We start from the raw sequence: 26676 nt of genomic DNA, 5'->3' as shown, positions 1-26676 counted from the left end.
ATGATGGGTCAGAATGTGTATCAATTTATCGACTTAAATCGCGTTGAACCGACTAAAAAGCCGTTAGCTGTGCGTAAAATTGAGTTTGTCGAGATTTATGAGGCATTTTCTGCTGAGCAAGCCTCTGCACAAGCCGATCGCTGTTTAGACTGTGGTAATCCTTATTGTGAATGGAAATGCCCAGTGCATAACTATATCCCTAATTGGCTAAAATTAGCCAATGAAGGACGAATAATAGAAGCAGCAGAGCTTTCTCATCAAACCAATAGCTTACCGGAAATCTGTGGTCGTGTTTGTCCACAAGACCGATTATGCGAAGGCGCTTGTACGTTAAATGATGAATTTGGTGCGGTCACTATTGGTAATATAGAACGCTATATCAATGATACCGCCTTTGCGCTGGGCTGGCGCCCTTCCCTGTCTCAAGTCACCATGACAGATAAAAAAGTCGCCATTATTGGTGCAGGCCCTGCGGGATTGGCTTGTGCTGATGTGCTGATCCGCCAAGGAGTAAAACCCGTAGTCTATGATAAACACCCTGAAATCGGTGGATTACTCACTTTCGGTATTCCCTCTTTTAAACTTGAAAAATCGCTGATGGTAAGACGACGCGAGTTATTTAGCGAAATGGGAATAACCTTTTGTCTTAATACAGAAATAGGCAAAGATATCTCACTAAAAACACTGATAGAGCAATATGATGCTGTTTTCCTTGGCTTGGGTACTTATCAAAGTTTGAGTGGTCATTTTGCCCATGAGAACGCAATGGGGGTTTATAATGCCTTACCTTATTTAATTGGTAATACTCGCCATTTAATGGGTTATGCAGAAGATCCCCAATCACCTTATATCGACCTCAATAAAAAGCACGTGGTGGTGTTAGGGGGTGGGGATACGGCGATGGATTGTGTACGAACCGCTATTCGCCAAGGTGCCACTAAAGTAACTTGTGTTTATCGTCGCGATGAAAATAATATGCCCGGCTCTAAACGTGAAGTAAAAAATGCCAAAGAAGAAGGTGGCGAATTTTTATTTAATCGCCAACCCCTTGATATTGAAGTAGATGCTAATAATAACGTCATCGGTGTTCGTGTAATAAAAACACAAACCAACGGGGAATTAAAATATATAGAAGGCAGCGAACATATATTATCCGCAGATGCGGTTATTCTTGCATTTGGTTTTAAACCTGCACACTATCCGTGGTTAGATGAAAATAATATTCAATACGCATCATCGGGTAGAATTATTATTAATGATGATCCACTATTACCTTTGCAAACGACCAATCCTAAGGTGTTTGCTGGAGGTGATATTGTAAGAGGCTCCGATCTGGTGGTCACCGCGATAGCACAAGGAAGAGAAGCAGCGGAAGGGATCTTGCGTTATTTATCTTGTTAAAGATAGCAATATTCAATATTACTTATCTTTAATACTAAAATAGTAACAATACAATTTTATTTATAAATTACCCTGTTTTATTAAAATGGGGTAATTTATTTTTAACTATTATAAATATTAATCCCCCCTCCTAAAAACAACTATTTTAATAATTATTCTCATTATTGTTTAATAATAATTTCCTCCAACACCTTTCTACAAAAAATAGTTGTTTTATTTTGTATAAAAATAACATCTATGCTCTATAGTTAATTTAATTTATTTTCCTAATTTTTACTTTATCTATTTTTATTTAACTTTTACGCTAATTTTTGTCCATCATTATTTGACTGCAATTGTTAATAACATCACAGTCTAAAAAAATAGATTTTATTTCAGTGCGCAAACTTGATAACAATCAAATATTGTCAGCCTAGCAACTTCATAATGGAATTACCTGATAACTTTACCGAAAAATATAACTTATTGATATTGGGTTATTTTATTCATTAAGCACATTGTCATAATTAACTAGGGGATCACCATGGTGATGCAACTTATAGCCGTAGCCGTTATTATCGTAACGGTCTATTTGCTAATAAAAAAATATGAAACCCGTATGGTATTGATCGGTGCCGGCTTATTGTTATGTATTTTAAGTCTGACACCGCTCGATGCTTTCACTGCATTTAGTGATCGCATGGTTTCATCATCATTAATTCAAGCTATCTGTTCAAGTATGGGTTTTGCCTACGTGATGAAATACACCAAGTGCGATATGCACTTAGTCCATGTTTTATCAAAAGTCCTGACTCGTCTTGGTTTCTTTCTTATTCCAGCAACAGTGATCGTCACTTATTTTATTAATATTGCGATCCCATCAGCAGCCGGATGTGCAGCGGCCGTTGGTGCAACGCTTATTCCGTTATTAATCGCGGCACGTATTCACCCCGCAATCGCAGGTGGTGCGGTGTTATGTGGTACTATCGGTTCCATGTTAAGCCCTGGTATGTCACATAACGCTTTTGTAGCGAATATGGCCAATATGGAAGTCGTCGATTTAATCGCTCGCCATAGCCCATATAGTTTAATGGCAGGAGCAATAGCAGCAGTTTCACTCGCTGTTGTCGCTTTAGTGAAAAAAGAGTTTAAAGTCTCTTCTGTAGCCACAGATGTCGCCAACTCATCTTCTCAAGCAACACCAGAAGCAGTACGCCCTAATTATTTATATGCAACTGCGCCTTTTATCCCATTAATTCTATTAATACTGCCTTTCTTCGAAACATTTAGTACTTTTAAACTATCTGTGCCAGCAGCAATGTTAATTGGTGCCATTTATGCACTGATCATCACATTAACCAATCCGGCTCAAATTACTAAAGAGTTCTTTAAAGGGATGGGTAATGCTTATGGGGATGTGCTGGGGATCATTATCGCAGCAGCCGTATTTGCAGCCGGTCTAAAAGCATCAGGTCTGATTGATGCCTTTATCAACTTCTTAACTCACTCACCTGAATTTGCCCGTTGGGGTGGTACATTAGGGCCATTCTTAATGGGGATTATTACTGGCTCTGGTGATGCTGCAGCATTTGCTTTCAACGAAACCGTCACACCACACGCTGCACAATTTGGTTATGAAATTCCTGACATGGGTATGGCAGCAGCATTATCAGGCGCATTAGGTCGTACAATGTCACCATTAGCAGGGGCAGCCATTGTTTGTGCTGGTCTTGCCAATATCAACCCTATGGAAATCGCAAAACGTACTGCACCGGGTATGATTATCGGCGTCATCGCTGTTGCGTTATTCATGTTATAAGTGGAGAAATGATTATGTCAGTTTCACTAGAACAATTAATTAAATGGCGTCGCGAATTTCACCAATACCCTGAAATTGGCTGGTCTGAATTTTTAACTACTGCCAAAATCGTCAAAGTGCTACGTGGCTTAGGATTAGAAGTTAAAGTCGGCCCTGAAGTTATTAACCAAGACTTTGCTTTTGGACGCCGTCGTCAAGTGGTTGAAAAAGGATTGGCGGTAGCAAGAAAACACCATGTTGACGAAGCACTGCTTGATGAAATGCAAGAGCTTACGGGTTGTGTCGCTATTTTCGATAGTGGCAAACCAGGGCCTACTGTTGCACTACGTTTTGATATTGACTGTGTTGGGGTAACAGAAACAACAGAGACTCAACATCGTCCACAGGTAGAAAATTTCGCCTCTTGTCATCCAGGCGAAATGCATGCTTGTGGTCATGATGGTCATATTACTATTGGTTTAGGGGTTGCTCACTGGTTAGTCGACAATAAAGATAAAGTGAGCGGTAAAGTAAAAATTTTATTCCAACCCGCAGAAGAAGGCGTTCGTGGTGCAAGAGCAATGGCGGAAAGTGGCATTGCTGATGATGCAAATTACTTCTTAGGCTCACACTTAGGCTTTATCGCCAATAGTGGTGAAATCGTTCTTAACCCAACTCATTTTTTATGTACCACTAAATATGATTTCCGTTTTAAAGGTACGCCTTCTCATGCGGGGGCAGAGCCAGAGCTAGGTCGTAACGCATTAGCAGGCGCTTGCCATGCCGCAACACAAATGCTGGGGATCTCTCGCCATGGTAAGGGGATGTCTCGTATTAATATTGGGGTATTAAAAGCTGGTGAAGGTCGTAACGTCACTCCTGCCAATGCCGAAATGCAAATCGAAGTGCGTGGTGAGAATGAAGAGATCAATAGCTTTATGGCTGCCAATGCTGTACGTATGGCAGAAGGTGCCGCACATAGCTTCCAATTAGAAATGGAAAGCGAAGTGATGGGGGAAGCGGTTGATTTAACCAATGACCAAGAACTGATTGATGTGATGGCCAAAGTGGTGGGTAAACACCCAGAACTCACTGCGATCCCAACCCGTCCATTCGGCGGAAGTGAAGATGCAACGGTGTTAGCAAAACGAGTACAACGCTGTGGTGGTAAATCTCTTTACTTTATTGTTGGTGCCGATAGAACTGCCGGACATCACCAAGCAGGCTTTGATTTTGATGAACAACAACTGATGACTGCGGTAAATCTTTATACGGGTTGTTTAGAAGAATTACTGAAATAATCTCTTTTATTTAATTGACTGATTAAAACGCTCTATATCACTATAGGGCGTTTTTTTATGCTGTTTTATCGTACAAAAAAATTTAAATTAACCTATTGACCCTTACGTTACGTGAGGTTTTAACCTGCATGACATACAGGAGGTGAAGATATGCTATTTCAAGTAGGAGAGATCGCTAAAAAGACGGGATTAACGGTCCGTACTCTCCATCATTATGAAGAGATAGGTTTATTGCAACCGACTGCAAGAACCGATGCAGGTTATCGACTCTATGATATGAAAAGCATAGAGCGATTAACGCAAATTCAAATGCTACGTCAAATTGGCGTCAAACTGAAAGACATCGGTCATATTCTTAATGGTCATAGTGCAGAGATAGCTTGTTTAATTGAAGAGCGCATTAGCCAATTAACCACGCAAATGCAACAAATTGCCAAATTGCGTTATCAGCTAGAGCATGTTCAACAACAAATACAAACAGGCACTCCATTTACGCAACATGACTGGTTTTCTTTATTGGAGATGATGTCTATGTACGATAAATATTTTACTTATTCTGAATTAGCGCAGTTACCCCTCTATACTGCGCACACATTAAAAAGCCAAGCATGGCAACAGCGTATTTCAACTGTCAATAATTTGATTAAACAAGGTAAATCTGCCGATTCAAATGAAGCCATGCAAGTTTCAAGAGAGTGGATGATAGCTTTAGAGCAAGATACTGGGGGAAATCCCGACTTTTTTGTCCGTTTAAATAAAATGCATATTTCTGATGATAAGTTTGCGACGGCTACCGGTATTACTAAACAGATGATAGATTTTGTTGCTAAAGGCTTTAGCGAATATCAATTATCTGTTTTTAAACCTCATCTGACTCCGGAACAATTTGCCGTAGTACATCAGCACTATTTTGATGCTGGCAGTGTCTGGCCTGAGCTTATTTCTGGATTATATAATGCACTCACTTGCGGAGAAAAAGCAGATTCAGAGCAGGTGCAAAACCTCGCTAAGATGTGGCTAAATATGTTCAATCAGTTTACACAGGGTGATAGTGATATTCAGGCCAAGATCCGTACCATTTATCAAACTGATCATGAAATCGCTAAAGGTACATGGATGACACCTGAGATTGGTCAATATTTATTTACGGCTATTAGTTTGCTAGTGCAAAAATAGCGTTAATTGAAAAATCAAATAGATATAAAAAAAGCCCAGTATTTAACTGGGCTTTATGCAATGAAAATAAAAACGTTATTTATTTCACTACACGCAATGATGGGCGACCTGTTGGACGAGGAGGCTCAGGATCATCATCTGGAGAAGATGGGTTTTCAGCCTGTGTCTCATCTTTCACTAAAGACAGTCCTTCAGTGGCCGAAGCTGAACTGCCGTCTTGCTGCTCATCATCCATCAATGATGGTGTATAACCTTCCTCATAGGCTGGCTCTGGCTCAAACATCATACCCGCACCATTTTCTCGCGCATATATTGCTATTACAGCCGCCATAGGTACGCGCACTTTACGAGGTACACCACCAAAGCTTGCACTAAATAGTACCTGATGCGGCATCAATTCAAGATGACTTACCGCAAAAGGAGAAATATTTAGTACGATTTGACCATCGTGCGCATATTCCATAGGGACTTGAACACCCACGACATTAACATCTACCACTAAGTGGGGGGTTAACTCGTTTTCAAGGATCCAATCATAATGCGCACGCAATAAATGCGGACGGCGCGGAGACATATCCTTAATCTCCATGCTCTATTATCCTCTTGAAGGTAAACGCATTTCGCGCTCTGCTTCGGTTAATGACGCAAGGAAAGAATCCCGCTCAAAAACACGTTGCATATAAATTTGTACATCTTTCGCACCTGCACCGCTTAAATCCACGCCTAATACAGGTAAACGCCATAAGAGAGGAGCTAGGTAGCAATCCACTAAGCTAAACTCTTCACTCATAAAATAAGGGTATTCTTTAAATACCGGAGATACCGCCAATAGCTCTTCGGCGAGTTGTTTACGTGCTGCATTAGCTTGTTGATCGTTACCCTTTTCAATAACATTCATTAAAGAGTACCAATCTTGTTCAATGCGATGCATCATTAAACGGCTACTACCACGAGCAACAGGATACACTGGCATCAAAGGAGGATGAGGGAAGCGTTCATCAAGATATTCCATAATAATACGTGAATCATATAAAGTCAGTTCACGATCGACCAAAGTCGGCACACTCTGGTACGGGTTAAGATCGATAAGATCTTGTGGAAGATTACCAGCTTCAACCTGTTCAATTTCAACACTGACACCTTTCTCCGCAAGGACAATTCTGACCTGATGGCTGAAAATATCAGTCGGACCGGAAAACAAAGTCATTACCGAACGTTTGTTGGCAGCGACAGCCATGAAAACCTCCAAGTTAATCAATTAAAGGAACAAACATGCTTATGCATCTTCCATTCCCCCATTCCTACAAGACAAACAGACTCATGCCGTTAACTTAAAAAGTTATAAATAACTTAACTTCATTGAGTACGACATTGAGTAGCACCTGCATAATAGTCTTATCCTAAGATAATTGTATTTTACAGGTTCAAAAAACCGTTTGTCTTTGCGGCACATATCATAATCAAGCAATACCAAAACAATCACAATATCAATTTGTCATAATAGTTTTGGTATGACTGTCAAATTCTTTATGGACATTAACCTCAGTAAAATGGCCATAGGCAGCATGCAGCATTAAGAAATCGTCGAAAGAAAGACACTAAAGCAGGCTATTCTATCAGATTTCATGTCACTTAGGGTGAACAATGCGAATAATTCAATTCAATCTGCTAATATACACAAAAACTAAGTTTATAATATCATAAAAAAGAGATACTAAGGATTAAACTCTAAAAAAACGTATTTTTGATCTGCTTTTAATCCATGCTTTTTTTGGCCACAACCCCACATTTTCAAAACAATTTTAAAAATAAAAAAACCCGCCTGTAAAGACGGGTTTTTCAACATCAAATTGATATCTAAAAGATAACAAATTAACGTTTTGAGAACTGTGGACGACGACGTGCTTTGCGCAGACCCACTTTTTTACGTTCAACAGAACGCGCATCACGGGTAACGAAACCAGCTTTACGCAGATCAGAACGTAGAGTCTCATCGTACTCCATCAGTGCACGAGTGATACCGTGACGAATCGCACCTGCTTGACCAGAGATACCACCACCTTTAACAGTGATATATAAATCCAGTTTACCAAGCATATCAACTAATTCCAGCGGTTGACGAACAACCATACGTGCTGTTTCGCGGCCGAAGTAAACTTCAAGGCTACGTTTGTTGATTACGATATTACCGCTACCTGGCTTAATGAAGACACGTGCGGAAGAACTTTTGCGGCGACCTGTGCCGTAGTATTGATTATCAGCCATTGCCTATTATCCCGATTAAATGTCCAGAACTTGCGGTTGTTGTGCCGCGTGGTTGTGCTCAGCGCCTGCGTAAACTTTCAGTTTACGGTACATAGCACGACCCAGAGGCCCTTTTGGCAGCATGCCTTTTACCGCGATTTCGATTACACGCTCAGGACTACGGGCGATCATCTCTTCGAAAGTCGCTTGCTTGATACCACCTACGTGACCAGTATGACGGTAGTAAACTTTGTCAGTACGTTTATGACCAGTTACCGCTACTTTCTCAGCGTTTAAAACGATGATGTAGTCACCAGTATCAACGTGCGGAGTGTATTCCGCTTTATGTTTACCGCGTAAACGGCGTGCGATTTCAGTTGCTAAACGACCTAAAGTTTTGCCGTCTGCATCAACAACATACCAGTCGCGTTTTACGGTTTCTGGTTTAGCTGTAAAAGTTTTCATTATTGAAAATTACCCAATGTTTAGTTACACGTTGGTGAACACTCGGTTCAAATGCTATTGAGGTTCACACGACTCTTGTGTCCAGCAAACCTACCCCTTCGAGTAGCACTGCTGACTCTAAAATGCGAGTTTTTTGGGAAATAAAAAACTTGCTGCAACGTGGGGTCGCAAGATTATAGAGAAGTCAGAAAAAAAAATCGAGTCATAATTGAAAAACAATTGGATTCTTTTTCAATATTTCAGCAAAAAATACCTTATGGCGCTATTTTTGTTAGCCTACTCGCCATCTCTGTCATCAACTATTACCACCTGAAGAGAAGCATTCTCCCTTGCCAAAGCGATTGTAATCACTTAATAAGTACCGTTTTGCCATTTTTATAACAATCAATAGCATCAAGCGTTACAATGAGCGCCATCCTACCATAATCAAAACAGAGTTTCTTTAACAATTAAGCGAGATGAGGCTGTGAAAGATACTCTTCACTTTGCATTTCTTGCAAACGCGATAAACAACGTTGGTATTCAAAACGTAAAAATTGCCCTTGATAAATCTCGCTCATCTCAACATCAGCATTAATAATTAGTTTCACCTTACGCTCATAGAACTCATCAACCAATGCTAAGAAACGACGGGCAACATCTTCATTTCTACTCCCCATCTGCACCATTTCATAAAGCAACACAGTGTGATAGTGCTTTGATAATTCAATATAATCAAGTTGACTCCGCGCTTGTACACATAACGTATCAAAGTTAACCGCCAGTACACCATTAGCCACTTTTCTCATTACCATTGGACGATGATTAATGGTTAATGTGGGCGCGAATACAACTTCACTACTGCTGGCAAGCTGAGTAAAAATTTTATCCATTTGCTGGCGGTTATGCTCTGTTAATGGAGATAAAAATAGATGGGCTTGAGTTAATGTTCTTAAGCGATAATCAATCCCCGCATCAACATTCAAAATTTCACAATGGCTTTTTATTTGTTCTATAGCAGGTAAAAAACGTGCGCGTTGTAGTCCATTGCGATAGAGATCATCAGGGGGAATATTAGATGTCGCCACTAAAGTAATACCTCTGGCAAATAACGCTTCAAGTAATGTTCCTAAAATCATCGCATCAGTAATATCTGAAACAAAGAACTCATCAAAACAGAGTACATCGGTTTGCGCTTTAAAGCCGTCAGCAATGATATCCAGTGGATTTTCTTGCCCTTGTAAGCCTTTTAATTCATCTTGCACCCGTAACATAAAGCGGTGAAAGTGCAGACGCAGTTTTCGTTCTGTGGGTAAGCTTTGATAGAACATATCCATCAACCAGGTTTTACCTCGCCCAACCCCTCCCCACATATAAACACCACGCTCAGGGACAATTGTGCTTTTTTTCGCACGAAACTTTCCTAACAACCGCTGAGTAATAGAACTTTTTTCTGGTGATGTCCGGTTTAATAATGCATGGTATAACTGTTGCAGATGGAGAACGGTTTGTCGCTGAACCTCATCAGGTTGATAATCCCCCTGCTGTAACGCGGTTTCATAAAGTGATAATGGCGTGCTAACGGTCATGGATGCTCTCTTATCCTTAAAATTTTGACATAAGTAAATACCTTGCGAATGCCTCTATTATAAGCAGTAAGAATTGTTTTAACATCGATGTAACACAGGAATTTTCATATTAAGCTTAAGGATATTATTCCACCCATGCCTTTTAGCGGTTATGATGTTATAAGAATCCATCGTCCTCACTATTAGATGAAAAGGAGTTGCCATGGTTTGGGTTTATGCACTGATTGGATTAGTTGTTGGTCTTATTATCGGCGCACTGGCAATGCGTTATGGTAATAAAACCATGCGCCAACAAGATGCTATAAAAGCAGAATTAGATACTAAAAAAGAAGAACTTGATACATATCGCAACGAGCTTGTCAGCCACTTTGCTCGAAGTGCTGAACTACTGGACAATATGGCGAAAGACTACCGCCAACTTTATCAACACATGGCAAAAAGCTCCAATGAGTTAATGCCAGACATGCCTGTTCAAGATAACCCATTTAATTATCGGTTAAGTGAATCAGAGGCAGCCAATGATCAATCCCCGATCAAAATGCCGCCACGGGATTATTCCGAAGGGGCATCTGGATTATTTAGACCTACCGATAAAAAAGATGATTAACACACAAACGCCACAACTATTGTGGCGTTTATTTTATATTATTTTGTAAAAAGTTAATGATTCAATGGGAAGGTTTAAAGATAGCTATTGTCTTGTAAATCCATGTAAAAGAAAGCCCTGCTGATAGCTTACCAATGAACTTTCCTTTATTTCTATATGTCTTAGTAACATCGAGCTCATATTGAGCAATAAATATTTTTGATAACAATATCAAGATCAAGAGACTCATATTCATGTTGACTAAAAAAAGAAAATTACTACTTAGCGCATTAGCGATGAGTGTTGGTTTATCACTCTCTACTCTCCCGGCAACCAGTATGGCCGCCCTGCCTTCGGTAATGCCATCTGGAGAACAACTACCTAGCTTGGCTCCAATGCTAGAAAAAGTCTTGCCCGCTGTGGTCAGTGTGCATGTTTCTGGAACTCGAGTACAAAGCCAGCAGGTTCCAGAAGAGTTTAAATTTTTCTTTGGTCCAAATTTTCCTTCACAACAACAAAGCATCCGCCCTTTTGAAGGCTTAGGTTCAGGGGTGATTATTGATGCTGAAAAAGGTTATGTATTAACCAATAATCACGTTGTTGATGGAGCCGATAAAATTCAACTCCAAATTAATGATGGCCGTGAATTTGACGCCAAATTAATTGGTAGCGATCCACAAACAGATATCGCCCTGCTACAAATTGAGAAACCCAATAACTTAACCGCCATTAAAATGACTGACTCGGATAAATTACGTGTTGGTGACTTTGCGGTTGCTGTGGGTAATCCATTTGGTTTAGGTCAAACCGCGACTTCCGGTATTATTTCAGCCTTAGGTCGTAGTGGTTTAAATCTGGAAGGGTTAGAAAACTTTATTCAAACTGATGCATCAATTAACCGTGGTAACTCTGGTGGTGCTTTAGTTAATCTCAATGGTGAACTTATCGGTATTAATACCGCAATTTTAGCACCAGGTGGTGGCAATATTGGTATTGGTTTCGCGATCCCAAGTAATATGGCGCGTGATCTCAGCCAACAACTGATTACACATGGTGAAGTAAAACGCGGTATTTTAGGTATTCGCGGCACTGAAATGAATGCTGATTTAGCGAAATCCTTTAAAATTGATGCCCAACGCGGTGCTTTTGTCAGTGAAGTATTGGCGGACTCTTCCGCAGCTAAAGCCGGTATAAAACCAGGTGATGTCCTTATTTCTATTGATGGTAAACGCATTAATAGCTTTGCTGAATTAAGAGCAAAAGTTGGTACAACACCACCAGGTAAAGAGATCCTGATTGGTTTGATCCGCCAAGGAAAACCAATGGATGTCAAAGTTACACTAGAGAAACAATCAGCAGATGCAACGCGAGCGGATAACTTCTCTCCCGCACTTCAAGGGGCAACGCTCAGTAACTATGTTAACAAACAAGTTAAAGCGGTTGCTGTAGATTCTGTGGAGAAAGGCTCAGCGGCAGCAGCATCGGGGTTACAAAAAGGCGACCTTATTATTGGTATCAACAATATGCCAATTGGCTCCTTAGGTGACTTACGTAAAACCATCGATGCTAAACCACCGGTTCTTGCATTAAACATTAAACGTGGCAACGAAGAAATTTATCTTCTGTTACGTAACAGCTCGCGTTAAACCCCACTTACTTGTATCTAATTTATTTGTTCCTTTCAGCCCTATTACTTCGGTAATAGGGTTTTTTTCTTGATTTCATATCACTAAAAAACGATTTTCTACGCTGACATATCCTTTCAAAAGCGAAACTGTGCTATTCTCATGACACTTACGACGCTATCCTCTTATTCAAACATAAATACAGGATTTTTATGTTAAGCAAGCTACTGCGATCTACCTTGATTGGTGTTTTAACAGCTGCCATTCTTTTGGTTGCGGTACCTTCTATCCGCCCTATCTTTATTGAACACCTGATTAATGGTGATTTTCTTAATGCCCCATTTAGCTATAACAAAGCCGTGCGCCGTGCGGCACCTGCGGTAGTTAATGTCTACAGCAGCACAATGGGAAGCTTTTCTCAAGAAGGGCGCGAGCTGACCTCGCTAGGTGCGGGGGTGATTATGGATCCGCGGGGCTATATTCTTACCAATCAGCACGTTATTAATAATGCAGATCAAATTATTGTGGCTTTGCAAAATGGTGATCTCTATGAAGGGTTATTGATTGGCTCAGATCCCTTAACCGATCTTGCAGTATTAAAAGTTGATGCAGAAAAATTACCTACCATCCCCATCAATAGTAAGCGTATTTCTCATGTGGGTGACGTCGTTTTAGCCATTGGTAACCCATTTAATATTGGGCAAACTATCACACAAGGTATTATTAGTGCCACAGGACGTGTCGGCTTAAGCCCAACACGTTACCAAAACTTCCTTCAAACCGATGCGTCAATTAATGAAGGTAATTCAGGGGGGGCACTGATTAATACTGAAGGTGAGTTAGTGGGTATTAATACCATGACCTTTGATTCAGGCACCTACAATGGCTATCGCCCCAGTGCGGAAGGACTTGGTTTTGCTATTCCAACACAATTAGCCGTAAAAATTATGAATAAGCTTATCCGTGATGGGCGAGTTATTCGTGGTTTTATTGGAATTACCGCGAAAGAGCTACCTAAAATTCGCTCTTCAAATACCGATATTAAACAGATCCAAGGATTACGTATCTTCCGCATTACGCCCAATAGTCCTGCTGATAAAGCGGGAATGAAAATTGGCGATATCATTTTAAGTATCGACCATGCTCCGGCTAAATCAGCTATGGAGATGATGGACTATATTGCAGAAACACGTCCTGGTACCGTTTTACCGGTAACCTTATTACGTGATGGTAATGAAATAAATGTTGATGTCACAATTTCAGAATATCAGCCAGAGTCATAGCCATAGCTAACTTTCGCGAGTTACCTTGTTATTCACGACATTATTGCTTATTTACCATGCGGCTATTTTCAATGGCATGCCAAATTTTTTCTGCTTTACGTCCAATAAAAATCAGTGAAATAGCCAAGATAAAAAAGAAAATTGCACTATGTAAGCTATTCCAGAAATATTCAAAAAAGCGGGTATAAAGATTGATACCAAGGAATGTTAGTCCAAAGCCTCTCAACATGCCATCATCGGTTTTTAAACTGATATAAATACAAATGACAGCAACAACAGCAAATAATAAAGCCCAAGGTAATAACTGCACACTTGAAATGTAATACCACGTATCCGGATCGTAATTACCAAAAATAGACATGATCCACAACGCAATAAAGAGATAAGACAGTCCCATTATCTTTGTCATAAAAAATAAGCGACGGCGCATTAAAATATTTTGCAAAAAATAGCATCCCGCTAATAATGCAGAGCCAAATAACACGAAGCGAATAGGATAATTCATGCCTAGCCAATAAGCGCCCCAACCGGACATATAACCCGTTTTTGCACCAAACCAATTGCCCAACATTAATAAGAAAAATAACCACACTAATGAAGAGCGACTGATAAAACCAATCACAGCATAAATAATGCAACCCATTAAAAGAAGTGGCGCAATATTACCACTACCATCATCTAACAACTCACCGAGTTGCCAAAGAAAAACCGCCGTAAATAATATCCCTAAAAAGAGAATAAACTCAGTACTGTAATGCCATAGTATTTCTTTGCGTTGGCGTTTAAAGCCCCAAAAATAAAACATACCAGCAATAAGTGCAGGAAATACCACACGCATAATCTCAGAGACACTAAATAATTCGATAAGATAATGAATTAACGCAGTATCACTAAAAAGGTTAATGGCAGCAATAATTAAGCAGACAATAGCTATCCAAAAAGCATAGCGACTCAATCTTTTCCAATCAAAGGGAAGGCGTTGTAATGTACTTTCTAGTTGTTGATGCTGTTGTGCTGATAGCTCGCCAGATTGTTGCCAATGATCAAGTGCTTGACGAATAACACGCTCTTGTTTCCTTGTGACCTGCATAGCGTTTTTTCCTTTTTTATTGGTAAGCGGTTAATAAAGAATGACCTAACACAGGCTGACTTTCTTTACTGTATCCTGCTATCAAAGAATTACCATAGGTATTATTTTATTAATTTCATTTAGAATGATGGATATACCACGTTATAATAAAAAATAATATATATTAATTTTTTTACTTAACTGATAGGTGAATAATCCTAAATAGTTATTTATCATTACACAGCGCACATTTTTTATCCATTAAGCAGAAATTCAAAAAAGCATATGATATTTATCATTTAATAAAATACAAAATAAATATAAAAATAATACGTAAAAGAGATTTTCAATGAAAATAGAATTAGCCAAAAGCCTTGAATTAAATAGAAATATTACAGCAGAAGAAGCTGATAATTTATTTTCAAAAAAAATAATAACATCAAAATATCTTTTTGAATGTACTGAACCTGATTGTCATGCCCAAGTAACTTGTGCCAATCTTGATAAACCAAACCGATTACGAAAAAGAGTTCCTCATTTTAAATTTGTTTCTGAACATAGTGATACATGTAAAATAGGGATCAATGAAGAAAATGAATTTCGTAGAATAAAAAAAATGAAAGAAGATCCAGAGGCTCTTCCTTTTATTCTCGATGATATTGTTGAGCTTGATTTCTCAACACCTTATAAAACTAAATTTCATGATATCCCTTCATCAAAAGAGGAAAATGGCATCAACAAACGCTTAAAAACAAAAAATATTGATGACGAAAATAGTAATAAAACACGTCATTCAAAAAAGCGTTTATCAGGACTCGTTAATGATTTTATCGATAAAAAAAATTTCTTTCTCAATATTGCAGAAGGAAAGATCCATTTAAGAGATTTCTTCATTTATATTAATGATAAAAAAGATCTAAGCGAATATGTAGATGAACCTCGAATATACTTCGGTAAAGCTTGGATTAAACGTATAGATAATTATTACCTTGTCCGTTTTGATAAAAAAATGAAAAAAGGTGACTTAATTTGCAAGCCAACATTTTTTATTTCTGAACGTCTTGTAAATAAATCAGAGTATAAAAGAACCTCTCGGCAAGAATTAGATAAAATAGCACTATCAACACCGCCAAAACCTCTTTATTTATTTATATTTAGTGAATTACCACCTGTAAAAATGAATAATGGTGATTTTATCAATTTCAAATTAGATGACTTAACATACTTATATTACAAAACATGGGGTAAAAAAAGTGAATGAAATATATGAAATAGCCTATTCAGCGGCAGCAAATAGATTATGTTTGTTTACAGGAACCGGTTTTTCTAAAGCACTAACGAATAACAAAGCTCTTGGCTGGCAATCTTTACTTGAAAAAGCCTGTGATAAATTAGATGGTTTAAATAAAGTCAAAAAATCACTTTTTCCCGAAGATGGAAAAAATCCATTAAGCTTAGAAGAAGCGGCTCAAGTTATTTATATTGAATATCAAAAAAAAGGAGAAAATTTACATGAAAAGATAGCAGAAATAATAAAAGAAATTCATTTATCAAAAGATAATAAGCATGTAAAGAATTTCTTAGATAATAATTCAATAAGAATAATAACAACAAATTATGATAAACTTATCGAAGAAATGATCCCAATAAAAAAATGTCAATCTCTTGCACCTGGTTTACCAATACCAAAAGCATCTTCCAGTACAAAAATTTATCATGTTCATGGTTCTATTGATTCGCCTAGTAATATGGTAGTTACTTCTGATGATTATTTTAAATTTATAAACTATAACTCTTATTTTTCTAAGAAAATAAGCTCCATGATTTATGAAAATACAATCGTTATATTAGGCTATTCTCTTGGAGACACTAATCTTAAAGCAATTATTAATGAGTACAAAAATTTCTCACGAGAAAATGTTATTGGTTCCTCTATGTTTTTAGTATCGAGAAAGAAAGTAGAATCTTATTTAAAAGAGTATTATTTTCATTGTTATGGCATTAGAGTCATTGATAATTTAGATATTCATGACTTTTTTGATAAATTAAATTCAAAAATTCAAGATGTACAAAAAAGAGTAGAAGATTCGTTAGAGAATATCGAAAAAGTACTGAGTGGAAAACACAGCTTTTCTAAAAGTTTTCTCAAGGTTGAAAATAATTTTTATGAAATAATTATGTCCTTAGCTGCATTTGGTGTTCTTGTGACAGATGCCAAGGCAATGAATATGATAGAAAAAATAATACAGGAAAAAATAAAACTAACGAGCGAAAATAGTGCATGGGAACAATATGTTCATTTAGCAAATTGGCTAATTTATCTTGCAACAATTATCGAAATAAAAGATACATCCTTAGAAAAAATATATCTTAAAGCGGTATTTCATTCGATGAATCATATGAGTAAAGACTATTCTATAGGATATTCTTGGCACGCCTATAAAGCATGGGAAAGTAAGTGGTTTTCGCTTATTGTATCAAATAGAGTCATGCTAAAAAACTATGTAAGCAAAAACATTAATAACCAAGATGCTGTTAACTTAGTGAAAAATCTATAAATACGCTTGATGAATAATAAAAAACCATAGCACCAATAAAGTGCTATGGTTTTTAATCACGATAACAGGGTAACTAAACTTAATTAGTCATTAGAATGTAGACGTTCGATTTTAGCCCCTAAACCCTGTAATTTGGCTTCAATATTTTCATAGCCACGGTCGATATGATAGATACGATCAACAATCGTCGTACCTTCAGCAATGCAACCGGCTAATACTAAGCTGGCAGAAGCACGTAAATCGGTAGCCATCACTTGAGCGCCTGAAAGCTTATCAACACCATGACAAAGTACAGTATTGCTTTCGATTTCAGCATGAGCCCCCATACGGATAAGTTCAGGAATATGCATAAAACGATTTTCAAAAATCGTTTCAGTGATCATTCCTGCTCCATCAGCCACAAGATTTAAAAGACTAAACTGAGCTTGCATATCGGTTGGAAAACCAGGATGTGGTGCCGTACGCAGAGTGACCGCTTTAGGACGTTTACCATGCATATCAAGGCTTATCCAGTCTTCGCCCGTTTCAATATCAGCACCCGCTTCACGTAATTTAGCTAATACCGCATCAAGCGTATCTGGTTTAGCATTGCGACAAACAACACGACCACGAGAAACCGCCGCCGCGACTAAGAATGTCCCTGTTTCAATGCGGTCTGGTAAAATTTGATAGGTTCCACCACCAAGGCGTTCGACCCCTTCAATAGTAATGCTATCGGTGCCTGCACCACTGATTTTTGCGCCTAAGGTATTAAGAAAATTCGCGGTATCTTCAATTTCTGGCTCTCTCGCCGCGTTTTCAATAATGGTTTTACCTTCTGCTAAAACAGCGGCAGTCATAATGGTAATAGTGGCACCTACGCTCACTTTATCCATTACAATATGTGCCCCTTTTAAGCGACCATCAACACGCGCTTTCACATAACCTTCATCCAGCGTAATTTCCGCACCAAGCTGCTCTAAACCTGTAATATGCAGATCAACTGGGCGCGCACCAATCGCACAACCACCCGGCAAAGAAACCTGACCACGTCCGAAACGTGCAACTAATGGCCCTAATGCCCAAATAGAGGCACGCATCGTTTTAACTAATTCATAGGGGGCACAAAATTCGTTGATATGACGAGCATCAACAAAAACAGAGCCGTTGCGTTCGACTTTAGTACCTAAACGATTAAGTAACTTAATGGTGGTATCAATATCTTTTAGCTTAGGAACATTGGTTAATTCTACTGGCTCTTCGGCAAGGATAGCAGCGAACAGAATTGGTAGTGCAGCATTTTTTGCGCCTGAAATAGTGACCTCACCGGATAAGCAGGTAGGCCCTTGTACTCTAAATTTATCCATCTGTAGAACTCTCTTTTTTATTTTGCTGTACGCTGTATACCTACTGAATTAAAGCCCGCTGAGTTTACGATCCCTTTTCCACTCTTCAGGTGTGTAGGCTTTAATAGATAAAGCGTGAATACGATTATCTGCGATATATTCCATCAAAGGGGCATAAATGGTTTGTTGTTGTTTCACTCTGCTCATTCCTTCAAACATCGCGCCAACAACCACAACCTGAAAATGACTGCCATCACCATTAACAATGACTTCATCTAAAGATAGGGTATCCATTAATACTTGTTTGATTTCATTTGTATCCATAATTGCTCAATCTCAACGTTAAAATAATAATCAGTTGCCTATCCTAATAGAATCCGGCCTACTCTTAAACCATGAAAAACCCCCTTAATGATAAAAGTATCAATAAGGGGGATTTTTTTATTGCTTTATCGGGAAAAGCATTAAGCAATATTCATAATTTCATCAAGATCATAGAGTGTGATTAGCGTTTGAAAGCGCTCACTAACACCTTGAATAACACATTGACGCTCAAGTGCTTCCATTTCGGCCTTTAGATGGACAAAAAGTGCTAATCCGGTTGAGTCAATATGATCAAGTTGAGAAATATCGATGATATTAATATCAGCTAATAACGCTTTACGTTGTTGCCAAACTGGCAATAACGTTTCTCTATCTAGCGTTCCTTGAAAAGAGAGTATTTCACCCTCTTTTTGCCAATTTAACGAAGCTGACATACTATTTTTTCTCATCTAATGTAATCGGTGTTTTGGCACTAATTTCTAATTGCTTAGTTAAACCATCAACCCCTTTCGCACTTAAAATATCAGACCACTCATTTTGTTTGGTGGTGATCATGCTAACGCCTTCGGCAATCATATCATAGGCTTGCCATTCACCCGTTTTACTGTTCTTGCGCCATTGAAAATCAAGGCGTACTGGTGGTCGACCATTTTTATCAATAATAGTGACACGAATAGTCAAGTTTGATTTATCCGCAAAAGGTTTAGCGGGTTCTATGCGATATTCTTGCCCTTCATACATTGCTAATGCTTGACCATATACTTGTGCAAGATAATCTTTAAAAGCGGCAAAGTAAGCATCACGCTGAGCCGGCGTTGCATTACGATAATAAGGCCCTAACACTAATGCTCCGGCATATTTGATATGTACATAAGGTAACAACTCTTGTTGAACAATCTCACGTAACAGTTCTGGATTTTTACGGATTTCTGGTTGCTCGGTTTTTAATTTATCAAAGGTTTTTTGCGCGGCATCTTCCATCAAAGCATAAGGATTGGTTTTATCGACCGCCATCGCAAAAGGTGTTATCACCAATAATGCGACCATTAATAAGCGTTTAAACATACTCGCTTCCTCTTGGGATTATATTTCAGTAAATACGGTGCACTAAATAAACCACACCGTAAGCGAATGATCATTAAGGTAATGCTGGTTGTTCGGTTTGCGTTTTTGAGTCAGAGGTTGTTTTTCCATCTCCGTCACCGGTTTTATAAAGGAACTGACCAATCAAATCTTCAAGCACCATGGCTGAATGGGTATTGGTAATTCTGCCACCATCCTTTAGAAAATCAGAACCTAAATCTTCATCATAAAAGCCAAGATTTAAGGCCAAAAACTGTTCACCTAATAAACCTGATGTGCGAATAGAAAGAGAACTGCTGTCAGGAATATGGTCATAAATGTTTAAAATATCGAGAGCAACTTCAGGACGATAGTTACCTTCCATCTCTTCTTTTAAGGTAATAGAGGCAACGCGACCAATAACCACCCCACCGATTTTAACCGGTGAACGCTCTTTTAAACCACCAATATTACCAAAACTTGCGTAGACACGATAAGTAGGTTGATTACCCACCTCTTTAATATCAGCCACTTTTAAGCTTAAAAAGACAACCGCTATCAGTGCAATAACAACAAATAAACCAACCCAAACTTCAATTTTTTTACTTTGCATGACTTAATTCCCAAACATCAGTGCAGTTAGCACAAAATCTAAACCTAATACGGCTAACGATGAATGAACAACGGTACGCGTTGTTGCTCTGCTAATCCCTTCCGATGTTGGGATTGCGTCATATCCGTTAAACAGCGCTATCCAAGTCACGGTAATGGCAAACACGACACTCTTAATAAAACAATTCACTAAGTCTTTTTGCCATTCAACCGCACCTTGCATTGATGCCCAGAAAAAGCCTTCATCAATGCCTTTCCAATCCACGCCGACAATAGCACCCCCCCAGATCCCCACCGCAACAAAGATCAGTGAAAGCAATGGCATACTAATAAACCCGGCCCAAAAACGTGGCGCAACCACACGTCTAAGAGGATCGACAGCCATCATTTCTAAACTGGATATCTGCTCTGTTGCTTTCATTAAACCTATTTCTGCGGTCAGTGCAGAGCCTGCACGTCCAGCAAATAATAGTGCTGTCACCACAGGGCCTAACTCTCGTAACAAAGAAAGCGCCACCATCATACCTAGGCTCGCTTCCGCACTAAATGTCGTCAGTACTAGATAGCCCTGTAAACCAAGAACCATGCCAATAAAAAGTCCAGAAACCATAATGATCAGTAGCGACTGAACACCAACACTGTACAGTTGCTTCATTAATAATGGCCACTGCTTACGAAACTCAGGCTTACCGATCAATGCTCGAAATAGCATGATGCCGGCTCTACCAAAAGTCGCAAAAATCGACAGTGATCGCGCGCCTAACCGCGCTAGTAAATTAACCACGTACTAATTACCTCGTCCTAATAGATCATCCTGATAGTTCCCCGCAGGAAAACGGAAAGGTACAGGTCCATCAGCAATACCATCTAAAAACTGTCTTACTTGTCTGTCTGGATTTTCCTGTAGCTCTTTTGCACTTCCCTGAGCAATGATTTTCTGTTCTGCAATAATATATGCATAATCGGCAATACTCAGTACTTCAGGGACATCATGAGACACCACCACACAAGTGACCCCTAATGCATGGTTTAATTCATCAATCAGTTTTACTAATACCCCCATGGTAATGGGATCTTGTCCAACGAATGGCTCGTCAAACATGATTAAATCTGGATCAAGGGCTATCGCTCTTGCTAAAGCGGCTCTGCGCGCCATTCCCCCCGATAATTCAGATGGCATTAAATTAGCAGCCCCTCTTAACCCTACCGCTTCTAACTTCATCATCACGGTAGTGTGAATTAACGCCTCGGGTAAATTAGTATGCTCTCTTAATGGGAAGGCGACATTTTCAAATACATTCATATCAGTAAAAAGGGCGCCTGATTGAAAAAGCATACTCATTTTTTTTCTTGACTGATATAAAGCAGAGCGTGATAACTTAGGAATATTGTCACCATCAAACCAAATATCACCACTATCAGGCAGAATTTGTCCCCCCATCAAGCGTAATAAGGTGGTTTTACCTATCCCTGAAGGCCCCATTATTGCAGTCACTTTTCCTCTAGGCACATCCAGATTGATTTGCGAAAAAATCTTTCTGCTACCGCGAGTAAAGTTCATATTGCGCACTTCAATTAAATTGTCTGGTTGTGCGTTCATGAATAAAACGTCCTTAAGCCTGTCTGCATAAACAAAATTTATACGCTATTTTGGCAGGTCATTGTCAATGTTACAAAGAAATCACCACTATTTAGCAATTTATTGCACGGTTGATTTTACTTTTCGTGCTTGGCTAGTCAAAATATGGTGAATTAGCAAAACCTTTTGACAATAATGTTTTTTATCAGCCCTGTCTTATTGGTTTTTTCTTTATTTTTCACTCATTGTTGGAAAACTGATGGCATGTTGATTACTTTGTCTCTTCTCATTGTTGGGTTGATGTTATTAGTCTATGCATCAGACCGACTGGTGTATGGTGCAAGTGTGTTTGCTCAATCATTAAAGCTCCCTCCTGCCGTTATCGGTATTGTTATTGTGGGAATGGGCACTTCATTGCCGGAGCTTTTTGTTGCAACCGACGCGGCCATCCACAATTTACCCGAGATAGCGATAGGTACAGCAATAGGATCTTCATTAACGAATCTGCTACTGATTGCTGGGATTGGAGCGATGATTTATCCCATGAATATCCAATCTGCGGTACTAAAAAAAGAACTTCCTTTGATGATTATAGTCATCTTATTAGCAGGACTGGTGGTTTCTAATGGTCATCTAGGGTTGAGAGAAGGCGGTTTACTTTTTTTCATCGGCTTCGCCTCTCTTTTTCTAATGATAAAAATGCTCCATAAAACCTTAACACAAGTGCGCCATGTGTTACCGCTAGAGACACTTTCACGTTTTGAATTACAAACTAATCCACGTAATTCTGTTGCCCTATTTTGGGTGGTAATTGCATTACTGATAATCCCTGTTGCAACAAGAATGATCATTGATAATGTTTTTATCATCATGCAACAGTATCATCTCAGCGGTTTTTTAGTTGGACTAACCTTGCTATCTATTGGCACCAGTTTACCTGAATTAGCAACGACCGTTGTGGCAGCCTTAAGACGTGAAAATGAACTGGCTCTAGGCAATATTATTGGCGCTAATATTTTTAATCTCACCTTTGTGCTAGGCATGCCCGCATTACTCTCTCCTAGCACATTTAATATGCAAGCATTCTATTTTAGTTTTACTGTGCTGGTGGTCGCGGGCCTACTTTTCTCACTCTTTTCATTGGGGCGCAAACAGCGGCTAAACCGTGGAAAGGGGATTTTCTTATTAGTTTGTTTTATTGTTTATATTACGGTGTTGTGCGTTGCACATTCTCTCTTAACCTAAAATAAATGGTACAAAAAATGACCGGATTTGATTTTCAGCAAGCAGGTAAAAAGGTTCTTCAAATTGAACAAGAAGGATTAGCTGAGTTAGCACAATATATCAATGACGATTTTTCTCTTGCCTGTGAAAAAATCTTTCACTGTCAGGGAAGAGTGATTGTTATGGGCATGGGAAAATCAGGTCATATTGGGCATAAAATTGCCGCCACCTTTGCCAGTACCGGCACCCCCTCTTTTTTTGTTCACCCCGGTGAAGCCAGTCATGGCGATTTAGGTATGGTGACAGAAAAAGACATTGTGCTGGCAATTTCAAATTCAGGTGAAGCCAGTGAAATTCTCGCCCTTATCCCTGTCCTCAAGCGTAAACAGATCCTTTTAATTTGTATGACACGCTCACCTCAAAGTACAATGGGGAAAGCTGCTGATATTCATCTTTGTATAAAAGTCCCTAAAGAAGCTTGTCCGTTAGGCTTAGCCCCTACCACCAGCACAACGGCAACACTGGTGATGGGAGATGCCTTAGCTATCGCTTTATTGCGCGCTCGAGGTTTTACGGCGGAAGACTTTGCACTATCGCATCCCGGTGGTGCATTGGGGCGCAAATTATTGCTTCATGTCAGTGATTTAATGAATAAAGAGGATGATATTCCACGCGTTAACAAAGAAGCGACATTACGCGAAGCACTGGTAGAGATCACCCGTAAAAAATTAGGTATGACCGTTATCTGTGATGATAATATGTTGATTAACGGTATTTTTACTGATGGTGATTTGCGTCGTATCTTTGATTTAGGTATTGATCTTAATAATGCCAAAATATCAGATGTAATGACGAAAGGCGGAATTCGCATTTCCCCAGATAGCTTAGCGGTAGAAGCGCTTAATTTAATGCAAGCAAAACATATCACTTCACTGTTAGTCACTGAACCAGATAGTGATATTTTATTAGGTGTTTTACATATGCACGATTTATTGCAAGCTGGGGTTGTTTAAGCTTGTTATGCGTTCATAAGGATAAAGATGAATACAATGATAGAGACCTGCTACGGTGCAGTAAGCAAGCAAATAATGCAAAAAGCAGAAAAAGTCCAATTGCTGATTTGCGATGTTGATGGTGTGATGTCTGACGGACTTATTTATATGGGCAATAACGGTGAAGAGTTGAAAGCGTTTAATGTCCGTGATGGCTATGGCATTCGTTGTTTACTTACATCGGGTATTGAGGTCGCTATCATTACGGGTCGTCAATCTAAGCTTTTAGAAGATAGAGCCAAAACACTTGGCATTACATATCTTTACCAAGGACAGCATAATAAGCTTTTGGCGTATCAACAACTGTTAGATACACTAAACCTTAAACCAGAACAGACAGCCTATATTGGCGATGATCTGATTGATTTACCGGTAATGGAAAAAGTAGGACTGTCAGTTGCCGTTGCTGATGCCCATCCATTACTCACACCTCGTGCCGACTATGTTACCCATATTTTAGGTGGACGCGGTGCAGTACGAGAATTATGTGATTTGATCCTATTAGCCCAAGGTCGACTTGAAGAAGCTAAAGGTTTATCGATTTAAACGTATAACGACACAGAATGAATAAATTAAAATCCTGGTTTACCCTGATTTTAGCCATTATTGCTCTTGGGCTGATTGGCTGGAACTATACTAACAATACTGAGCTTGATGATGGAAAGATTGTTGAAGATGGTCAACCCACCTACCAATCTAAATCATCAATATCCTTTGTTTATGAACCAACAGGTATACTGGGATATAAACTAGTTGCTGATGATGTCAAAAACTATGCTCAGCAAAAGTTTACATGGTTTACTAATCCTGTCTTAACGACTTATTCGCCGACAGGAGATGCAACATGGACAGTGCGTGCAAATAAAGCCAAACTGACAAACAGTAAAATGCTCTATCTTTATGGCGACGTTCAAATTGATAGTTTAACTGATGACTCCCAACTTCAGCGGATCAACACAGAAAATGCTATCGCAGATCTGGATACACAAGATGTTTCCTCTGATGATGAAGTGACTATTATCGGCGTCGGACTGAAATCAGTCGGCTTAAAAATGCGAGGCAATCTGCGTGAAAAACGTGCAGAGCTGATTGAACAGGTGAACACCTATTATGAGATCCCTAATGAATCGAAAAATCCGTAATACACTAATTATCAGTACGTTATTCTCAATAAGTGTCCCAGTTATGGCACTTAAAGATGATACACAACAACCTATTGTTGTTAATTCCGAGAAACAGTCACTTAATTTAGAAAAAAACATTACCACTTTCACACAAAATGTTGTGGTAAAACAAGGCTCTATTGATATAAGAGCTGATAAAGTAGTGGTTACACGTCCTGGTGGCGATTCTAAAAAAATCGTGATTGAAGCTTTTGGTAACCCTGTGACATTCTATCAGTTACAAGATGATGGTAAACCAATCAAAGGTCGTGGTGATAAAATGACCTATGAGATGGACAAAGAGCTGGTGACCTTAACAGGTAAAGCTTATCTTGAACAATTAGACAGTAATATCACCGGTGATAAAATCACTTATCTCGTACCGACACAACAAATGGAAGCATTTAGCGGTAAGGGAAAACAAGTCACCACCGTTTTACTCCCTTCTCAGTTACAAGAGAAAGGTCCCGGTGTTAACAACAAAGGTAAGTAACACTTTATGGCGCTGTTAAAAGCTGAAAATTTAGCAAAAGCATACAAAGGGCGCACCGTTGTCGGTGATGTGAGCCTCAATGTTAACTCCGGTGAGATTGTTGGCTTACTTGGCCCTAACGGTGCGGGGAAAACCACCACCTTTTATATGGTGGTAGGTATTGTCGCCCGTGATGCGGGTAGCATTACTATCGACGATGAAGATATTACCTTACTCCCGTTACATGAGCGTGCGCGTAAGGGTATTGGTTATTTGCCACAAGAAGCCTCTATTTTTAGACGCTTAAGCGTTTATGACAATATCATGGGAATTTTAGAAATACGCCATGATTTAACGGCCGAACAACGAAAAGATCGTGCAGAAGAGCTACTTGAAGAGTTTAATGTCAGTCACTTACGTAATAGTTTAGGGCAATCTTTATCAGGGGGTGAACGCCGTCGTGTAGAGATAGCACGGGCGCTAGCGGCAAATCCTAAATTTATTTTATTGGATGAGCCTTTTGCCGGTGTTGACCCTATTTCCGTTTTAGATATTAAGAAAATTATCCAACATCTACGCGATTATGGCTTGGGCGTATTAATTACCGACCATAATGTACGCGAAACCTTAGATGTGTGTGAACGTGCTTATATCGTCAGTCAAGGACACCTTATTGCCCATGGTTCACCAGAAGAAATTTTGGCAAATGAGCAAGTTAAACGTGTTTACTTAGGTGAAGGCTTCCGCCTGTGATCTGAGTGACACTTTTATTTCGTCACGGATGACAACATAAGAGGATCCATCGCATCA

Annotated in this window: 28 protein-coding genes; 15 read left to right on the top strand and 13 right to left on the bottom strand. The window is 39.2% G+C overall.

All coding sequences use genetic code 11. The features are described 5' to 3' along the window. Nucleotides 1–3 precede the first annotated feature (3 nt). The 4 genes from PMI_RS18290 to PMI_RS18275 all read left to right on the top strand — a co-directional run bounded on the left by PMI_RS18290 (nt 4) and on the right by PMI_RS18275 (nt 5655). Nucleotides 4–1401, top strand: coding sequence for an FAD-dependent oxidoreductase (locus PMI_RS18290; RefSeq protein WP_004248929.1), 1398 nt, complete (start codon nt 4–6; stop codon nt 1399–1401). 523 nt (nt 1402–1924) lie between these two features. Then, on the top strand, nt 1925–3199 hold the full coding sequence (gene dcuC, locus PMI_RS18285; protein ID WP_004245277.1) for a C4-dicarboxylate transporter DcuC: 1275 nt from the start codon (nt 1925–1927) through the stop codon (nt 3197–3199). A gap of 14 nt (nt 3200–3213) precedes the next feature. Further along, nucleotides 3214–4479, top strand: a complete 1266-nt coding sequence (locus PMI_RS18280; protein WP_004248927.1) for an amidohydrolase — start codon at nt 3214–3216, stop codon at nt 4477–4479. A 150-nt stretch (nt 4480–4629) separates the two neighbouring features. Further along, on the top strand, nt 4630–5655 hold the full coding sequence (locus PMI_RS18275; RefSeq protein ID WP_004248926.1) for a MerR family transcriptional regulator: 1026 nt from the start codon (nt 4630–4632) through the stop codon (nt 5653–5655). Nucleotides 5656–5734: 79 nt separating this feature from the next. Here the strand turns inward: PMI_RS18275 and sspB are convergent, their stop codons facing one another. The 5 genes from sspB to zapE form a co-directional block, all read right to left on the bottom strand. Beyond that, a complete protein-coding gene (sspB, locus tag PMI_RS18270) occupies nt 5735–6244 on the bottom strand; it encodes a ClpXP protease specificity-enhancing factor (protein WP_012368841.1) in 510 nt (169 codons plus the stop codon). Nucleotides 6245–6250: 6 nt separating this feature from the next. Next, entirely contained in the window at nt 6251–6892 is a 642-nt protein-coding gene (gene sspA / locus PMI_RS18265; RefSeq protein ID WP_004245282.1) for a stringent starvation protein SspA, read from the bottom strand. 635 nt (nt 6893–7527) lie between these two features. Beyond that, complete coding sequence (rpsI, locus tag PMI_RS18260) at nt 7528–7920, bottom strand: 30S ribosomal protein S9 (RefSeq protein WP_004245284.1); 393 nt, start codon at nt 7918–7920, stop codon at nt 7528–7530. 15 nt (nt 7921–7935) lie between these two features. Continuing rightward, entirely contained in the window at nt 7936–8364 is a 429-nt protein-coding gene (rplM, locus tag PMI_RS18255) for a 50S ribosomal protein L13 (protein ID WP_004245285.1), read from the bottom strand. A gap of 449 nt (nt 8365–8813) precedes the next feature. Then, nucleotides 8814–9932: a cell division protein ZapE gene (zapE, locus tag PMI_RS18250; protein ID WP_012368840.1), complete on the bottom strand. Its 1119-nt coding sequence runs from the start codon at nt 9930–9932 to the stop codon at nt 8814–8816. 202 nt (nt 9933–10134) lie between these two features. On the opposite strand from zapE, the gene zapG reads away from it, so the two are divergent. The 3 genes from zapG to degS all read left to right on the top strand — a co-directional run bounded on the left by zapG (nt 10135) and on the right by degS (nt 13426). Beyond that, nucleotides 10135–10539 (top strand): Z-ring associated protein ZapG, encoded by a 405-nt coding sequence (gene zapG / locus PMI_RS18245; RefSeq protein WP_004245287.1) that lies wholly within the window; start codon nt 10135–10137, stop codon nt 10537–10539. Nucleotides 10540–10772: 233 nt separating this feature from the next. Then, nucleotides 10773–12164 carry a serine endoprotease DegQ gene (gene degQ, locus PMI_RS18240; protein WP_004248924.1) on the top strand — a complete coding sequence of 464 codons (1392 nt, stop codon included), beginning with the start codon at nt 10773–10775 and terminating at the stop codon, nt 12162–12164. Between the two features lie 191 nt (nt 12165–12355). Then, the gene (degS, locus tag PMI_RS18235; protein ID WP_004245290.1) at nt 12356–13426 is read left to right on the top strand and encodes an outer membrane-stress sensor serine endopeptidase DegS; all 1071 of its coding nucleotides are present in this window, start codon (nt 12356–12358) and stop codon (nt 13424–13426) included. Between the two features lie 40 nt (nt 13427–13466). Here degS and PMI_RS18230 read toward each other — a convergent pair whose 3' ends face one another. After that, nucleotides 13467–14516, bottom strand: coding sequence for a hypothetical protein (locus PMI_RS18230; RefSeq protein ID WP_012368839.1), 1050 nt, complete (start codon nt 14514–14516; stop codon nt 13467–13469). 328 nt (nt 14517–14844) lie between these two features. Between PMI_RS18230 and PMI_RS18225 the strand changes: the two genes are divergently transcribed. Beyond that, nucleotides 14845–15756, top strand: coding sequence for a hypothetical protein (locus tag PMI_RS18225; RefSeq protein ID WP_012368838.1), 912 nt, complete (start codon nt 14845–14847; stop codon nt 15754–15756). Then, nucleotides 15749–17053: an SIR2 family NAD-dependent protein deacylase gene (locus tag PMI_RS18220; protein ID WP_012368837.1), complete on the top strand. Its 1305-nt coding sequence runs from the start codon at nt 15749–15751 to the stop codon at nt 17051–17053. The genes PMI_RS18225 and PMI_RS18220 overlap by 8 nt, the downstream gene beginning before the upstream one ends. Before the next feature lie 83 nt (nt 17054–17136). On the opposite strand, the gene murA is transcribed toward PMI_RS18220, so the two are convergent. From murA to mlaF, 7 genes are all read right to left on the bottom strand, one after another. Beyond that, nucleotides 17137–18399 (bottom strand): UDP-N-acetylglucosamine 1-carboxyvinyltransferase, encoded by a 1263-nt coding sequence (murA, locus tag PMI_RS18215; RefSeq protein WP_004245292.1) that lies wholly within the window; start codon nt 18397–18399, stop codon nt 17137–17139. Nucleotides 18400–18447: 48 nt separating this feature from the next. After that, nucleotides 18448–18702: a BolA family iron metabolism protein IbaG gene (gene ibaG / locus PMI_RS18210; protein ID WP_004245293.1), complete on the bottom strand. Its 255-nt coding sequence runs from the start codon at nt 18700–18702 to the stop codon at nt 18448–18450. 140 nt (nt 18703–18842) lie between these two features. Continuing rightward, nucleotides 18843–19136, bottom strand: coding sequence for a lipid asymmetry maintenance protein MlaB (gene mlaB, locus PMI_RS18205; RefSeq protein WP_012368836.1), 294 nt, complete (start codon nt 19134–19136; stop codon nt 18843–18845). A 1-nt stretch (nt 19137) separates the two neighbouring features. Continuing rightward, nucleotides 19138–19767 carry a phospholipid-binding protein MlaC gene (mlaC, locus tag PMI_RS18200; protein WP_004245295.1) on the bottom strand — a complete coding sequence of 210 codons (630 nt, stop codon included), beginning with the start codon at nt 19765–19767 and terminating at the stop codon, nt 19138–19140. A gap of 73 nt (nt 19768–19840) precedes the next feature. Beyond that, nucleotides 19841–20377: an outer membrane lipid asymmetry maintenance protein MlaD gene (mlaD, locus tag PMI_RS18195; RefSeq protein WP_004252690.1), complete on the bottom strand. Its 537-nt coding sequence runs from the start codon at nt 20375–20377 to the stop codon at nt 19841–19843. Between the two features lie 3 nt (nt 20378–20380). Beyond that, nucleotides 20381–21160, bottom strand: a complete 780-nt coding sequence (mlaE, locus tag PMI_RS18190; RefSeq protein WP_004248921.1) for a lipid asymmetry maintenance ABC transporter permease subunit MlaE — start codon at nt 21158–21160, stop codon at nt 20381–20383. A gap of 3 nt (nt 21161–21163) precedes the next feature. Beyond that, a complete protein-coding gene (mlaF, locus tag PMI_RS18185; RefSeq protein ID WP_004245298.1) occupies nt 21164–21976 on the bottom strand; it encodes a phospholipid ABC transporter ATP-binding protein MlaF in 813 nt (270 codons plus the stop codon). Between the two features lie 243 nt (nt 21977–22219). Between mlaF and PMI_RS18180 the strand changes: the two genes are divergently transcribed. From PMI_RS18180 to lptB, 6 genes are read left to right on the top strand one after another with little or no spacing between them, the layout of a single operon-like run. Then, nucleotides 22220–23200 (top strand): calcium/sodium antiporter, encoded by a 981-nt coding sequence (locus PMI_RS18180; protein ID WP_012368835.1) that lies wholly within the window; start codon nt 22220–22222, stop codon nt 23198–23200. A gap of 17 nt (nt 23201–23217) precedes the next feature. Then, nucleotides 23218–24192, top strand: a complete 975-nt coding sequence (gene kdsD, locus PMI_RS18175) for an arabinose-5-phosphate isomerase KdsD (protein WP_086935858.1) — start codon at nt 23218–23220, stop codon at nt 24190–24192. A gap of 27 nt (nt 24193–24219) precedes the next feature. Next, nucleotides 24220–24777, top strand: a complete 558-nt coding sequence (kdsC, locus tag PMI_RS18170; protein ID WP_004245301.1) for a 3-deoxy-manno-octulosonate-8-phosphatase KdsC — start codon at nt 24220–24222, stop codon at nt 24775–24777. Between the two features lie 17 nt (nt 24778–24794). Continuing rightward, nucleotides 24795–25373, top strand: a complete 579-nt coding sequence (gene lptC / locus PMI_RS18165; RefSeq protein WP_012368833.1) for an LPS export ABC transporter periplasmic protein LptC — start codon at nt 24795–24797, stop codon at nt 25371–25373. After that, nucleotides 25354–25887, top strand: coding sequence for a lipopolysaccharide ABC transporter substrate-binding protein LptA (lptA, locus tag PMI_RS18160; RefSeq protein WP_004245303.1), 534 nt, complete (start codon nt 25354–25356; stop codon nt 25885–25887). Before lptC ends, lptA begins: the two co-directional genes overlap by 20 nt. Nucleotides 25888–25893: 6 nt before the next feature. Continuing rightward, nucleotides 25894–26619: an LPS export ABC transporter ATP-binding protein gene (gene lptB / locus PMI_RS18155; protein ID WP_004245304.1), complete on the top strand. Its 726-nt coding sequence runs from the start codon at nt 25894–25896 to the stop codon at nt 26617–26619. Nucleotides 26620–26676 lie beyond the last annotated feature (57 nt).

The sequence above is a fragment of the Proteus mirabilis HI4320 genome (assembly GCF_000069965.1).
Classification (GTDB): domain Bacteria; phylum Pseudomonadota; class Gammaproteobacteria; order Enterobacterales; family Enterobacteriaceae; genus Proteus; species Proteus mirabilis.
The sequence above is the reverse complement of the archived record's forward strand: the minus strand, read 5'-3'. Positions and strand labels throughout refer to the sequence as shown.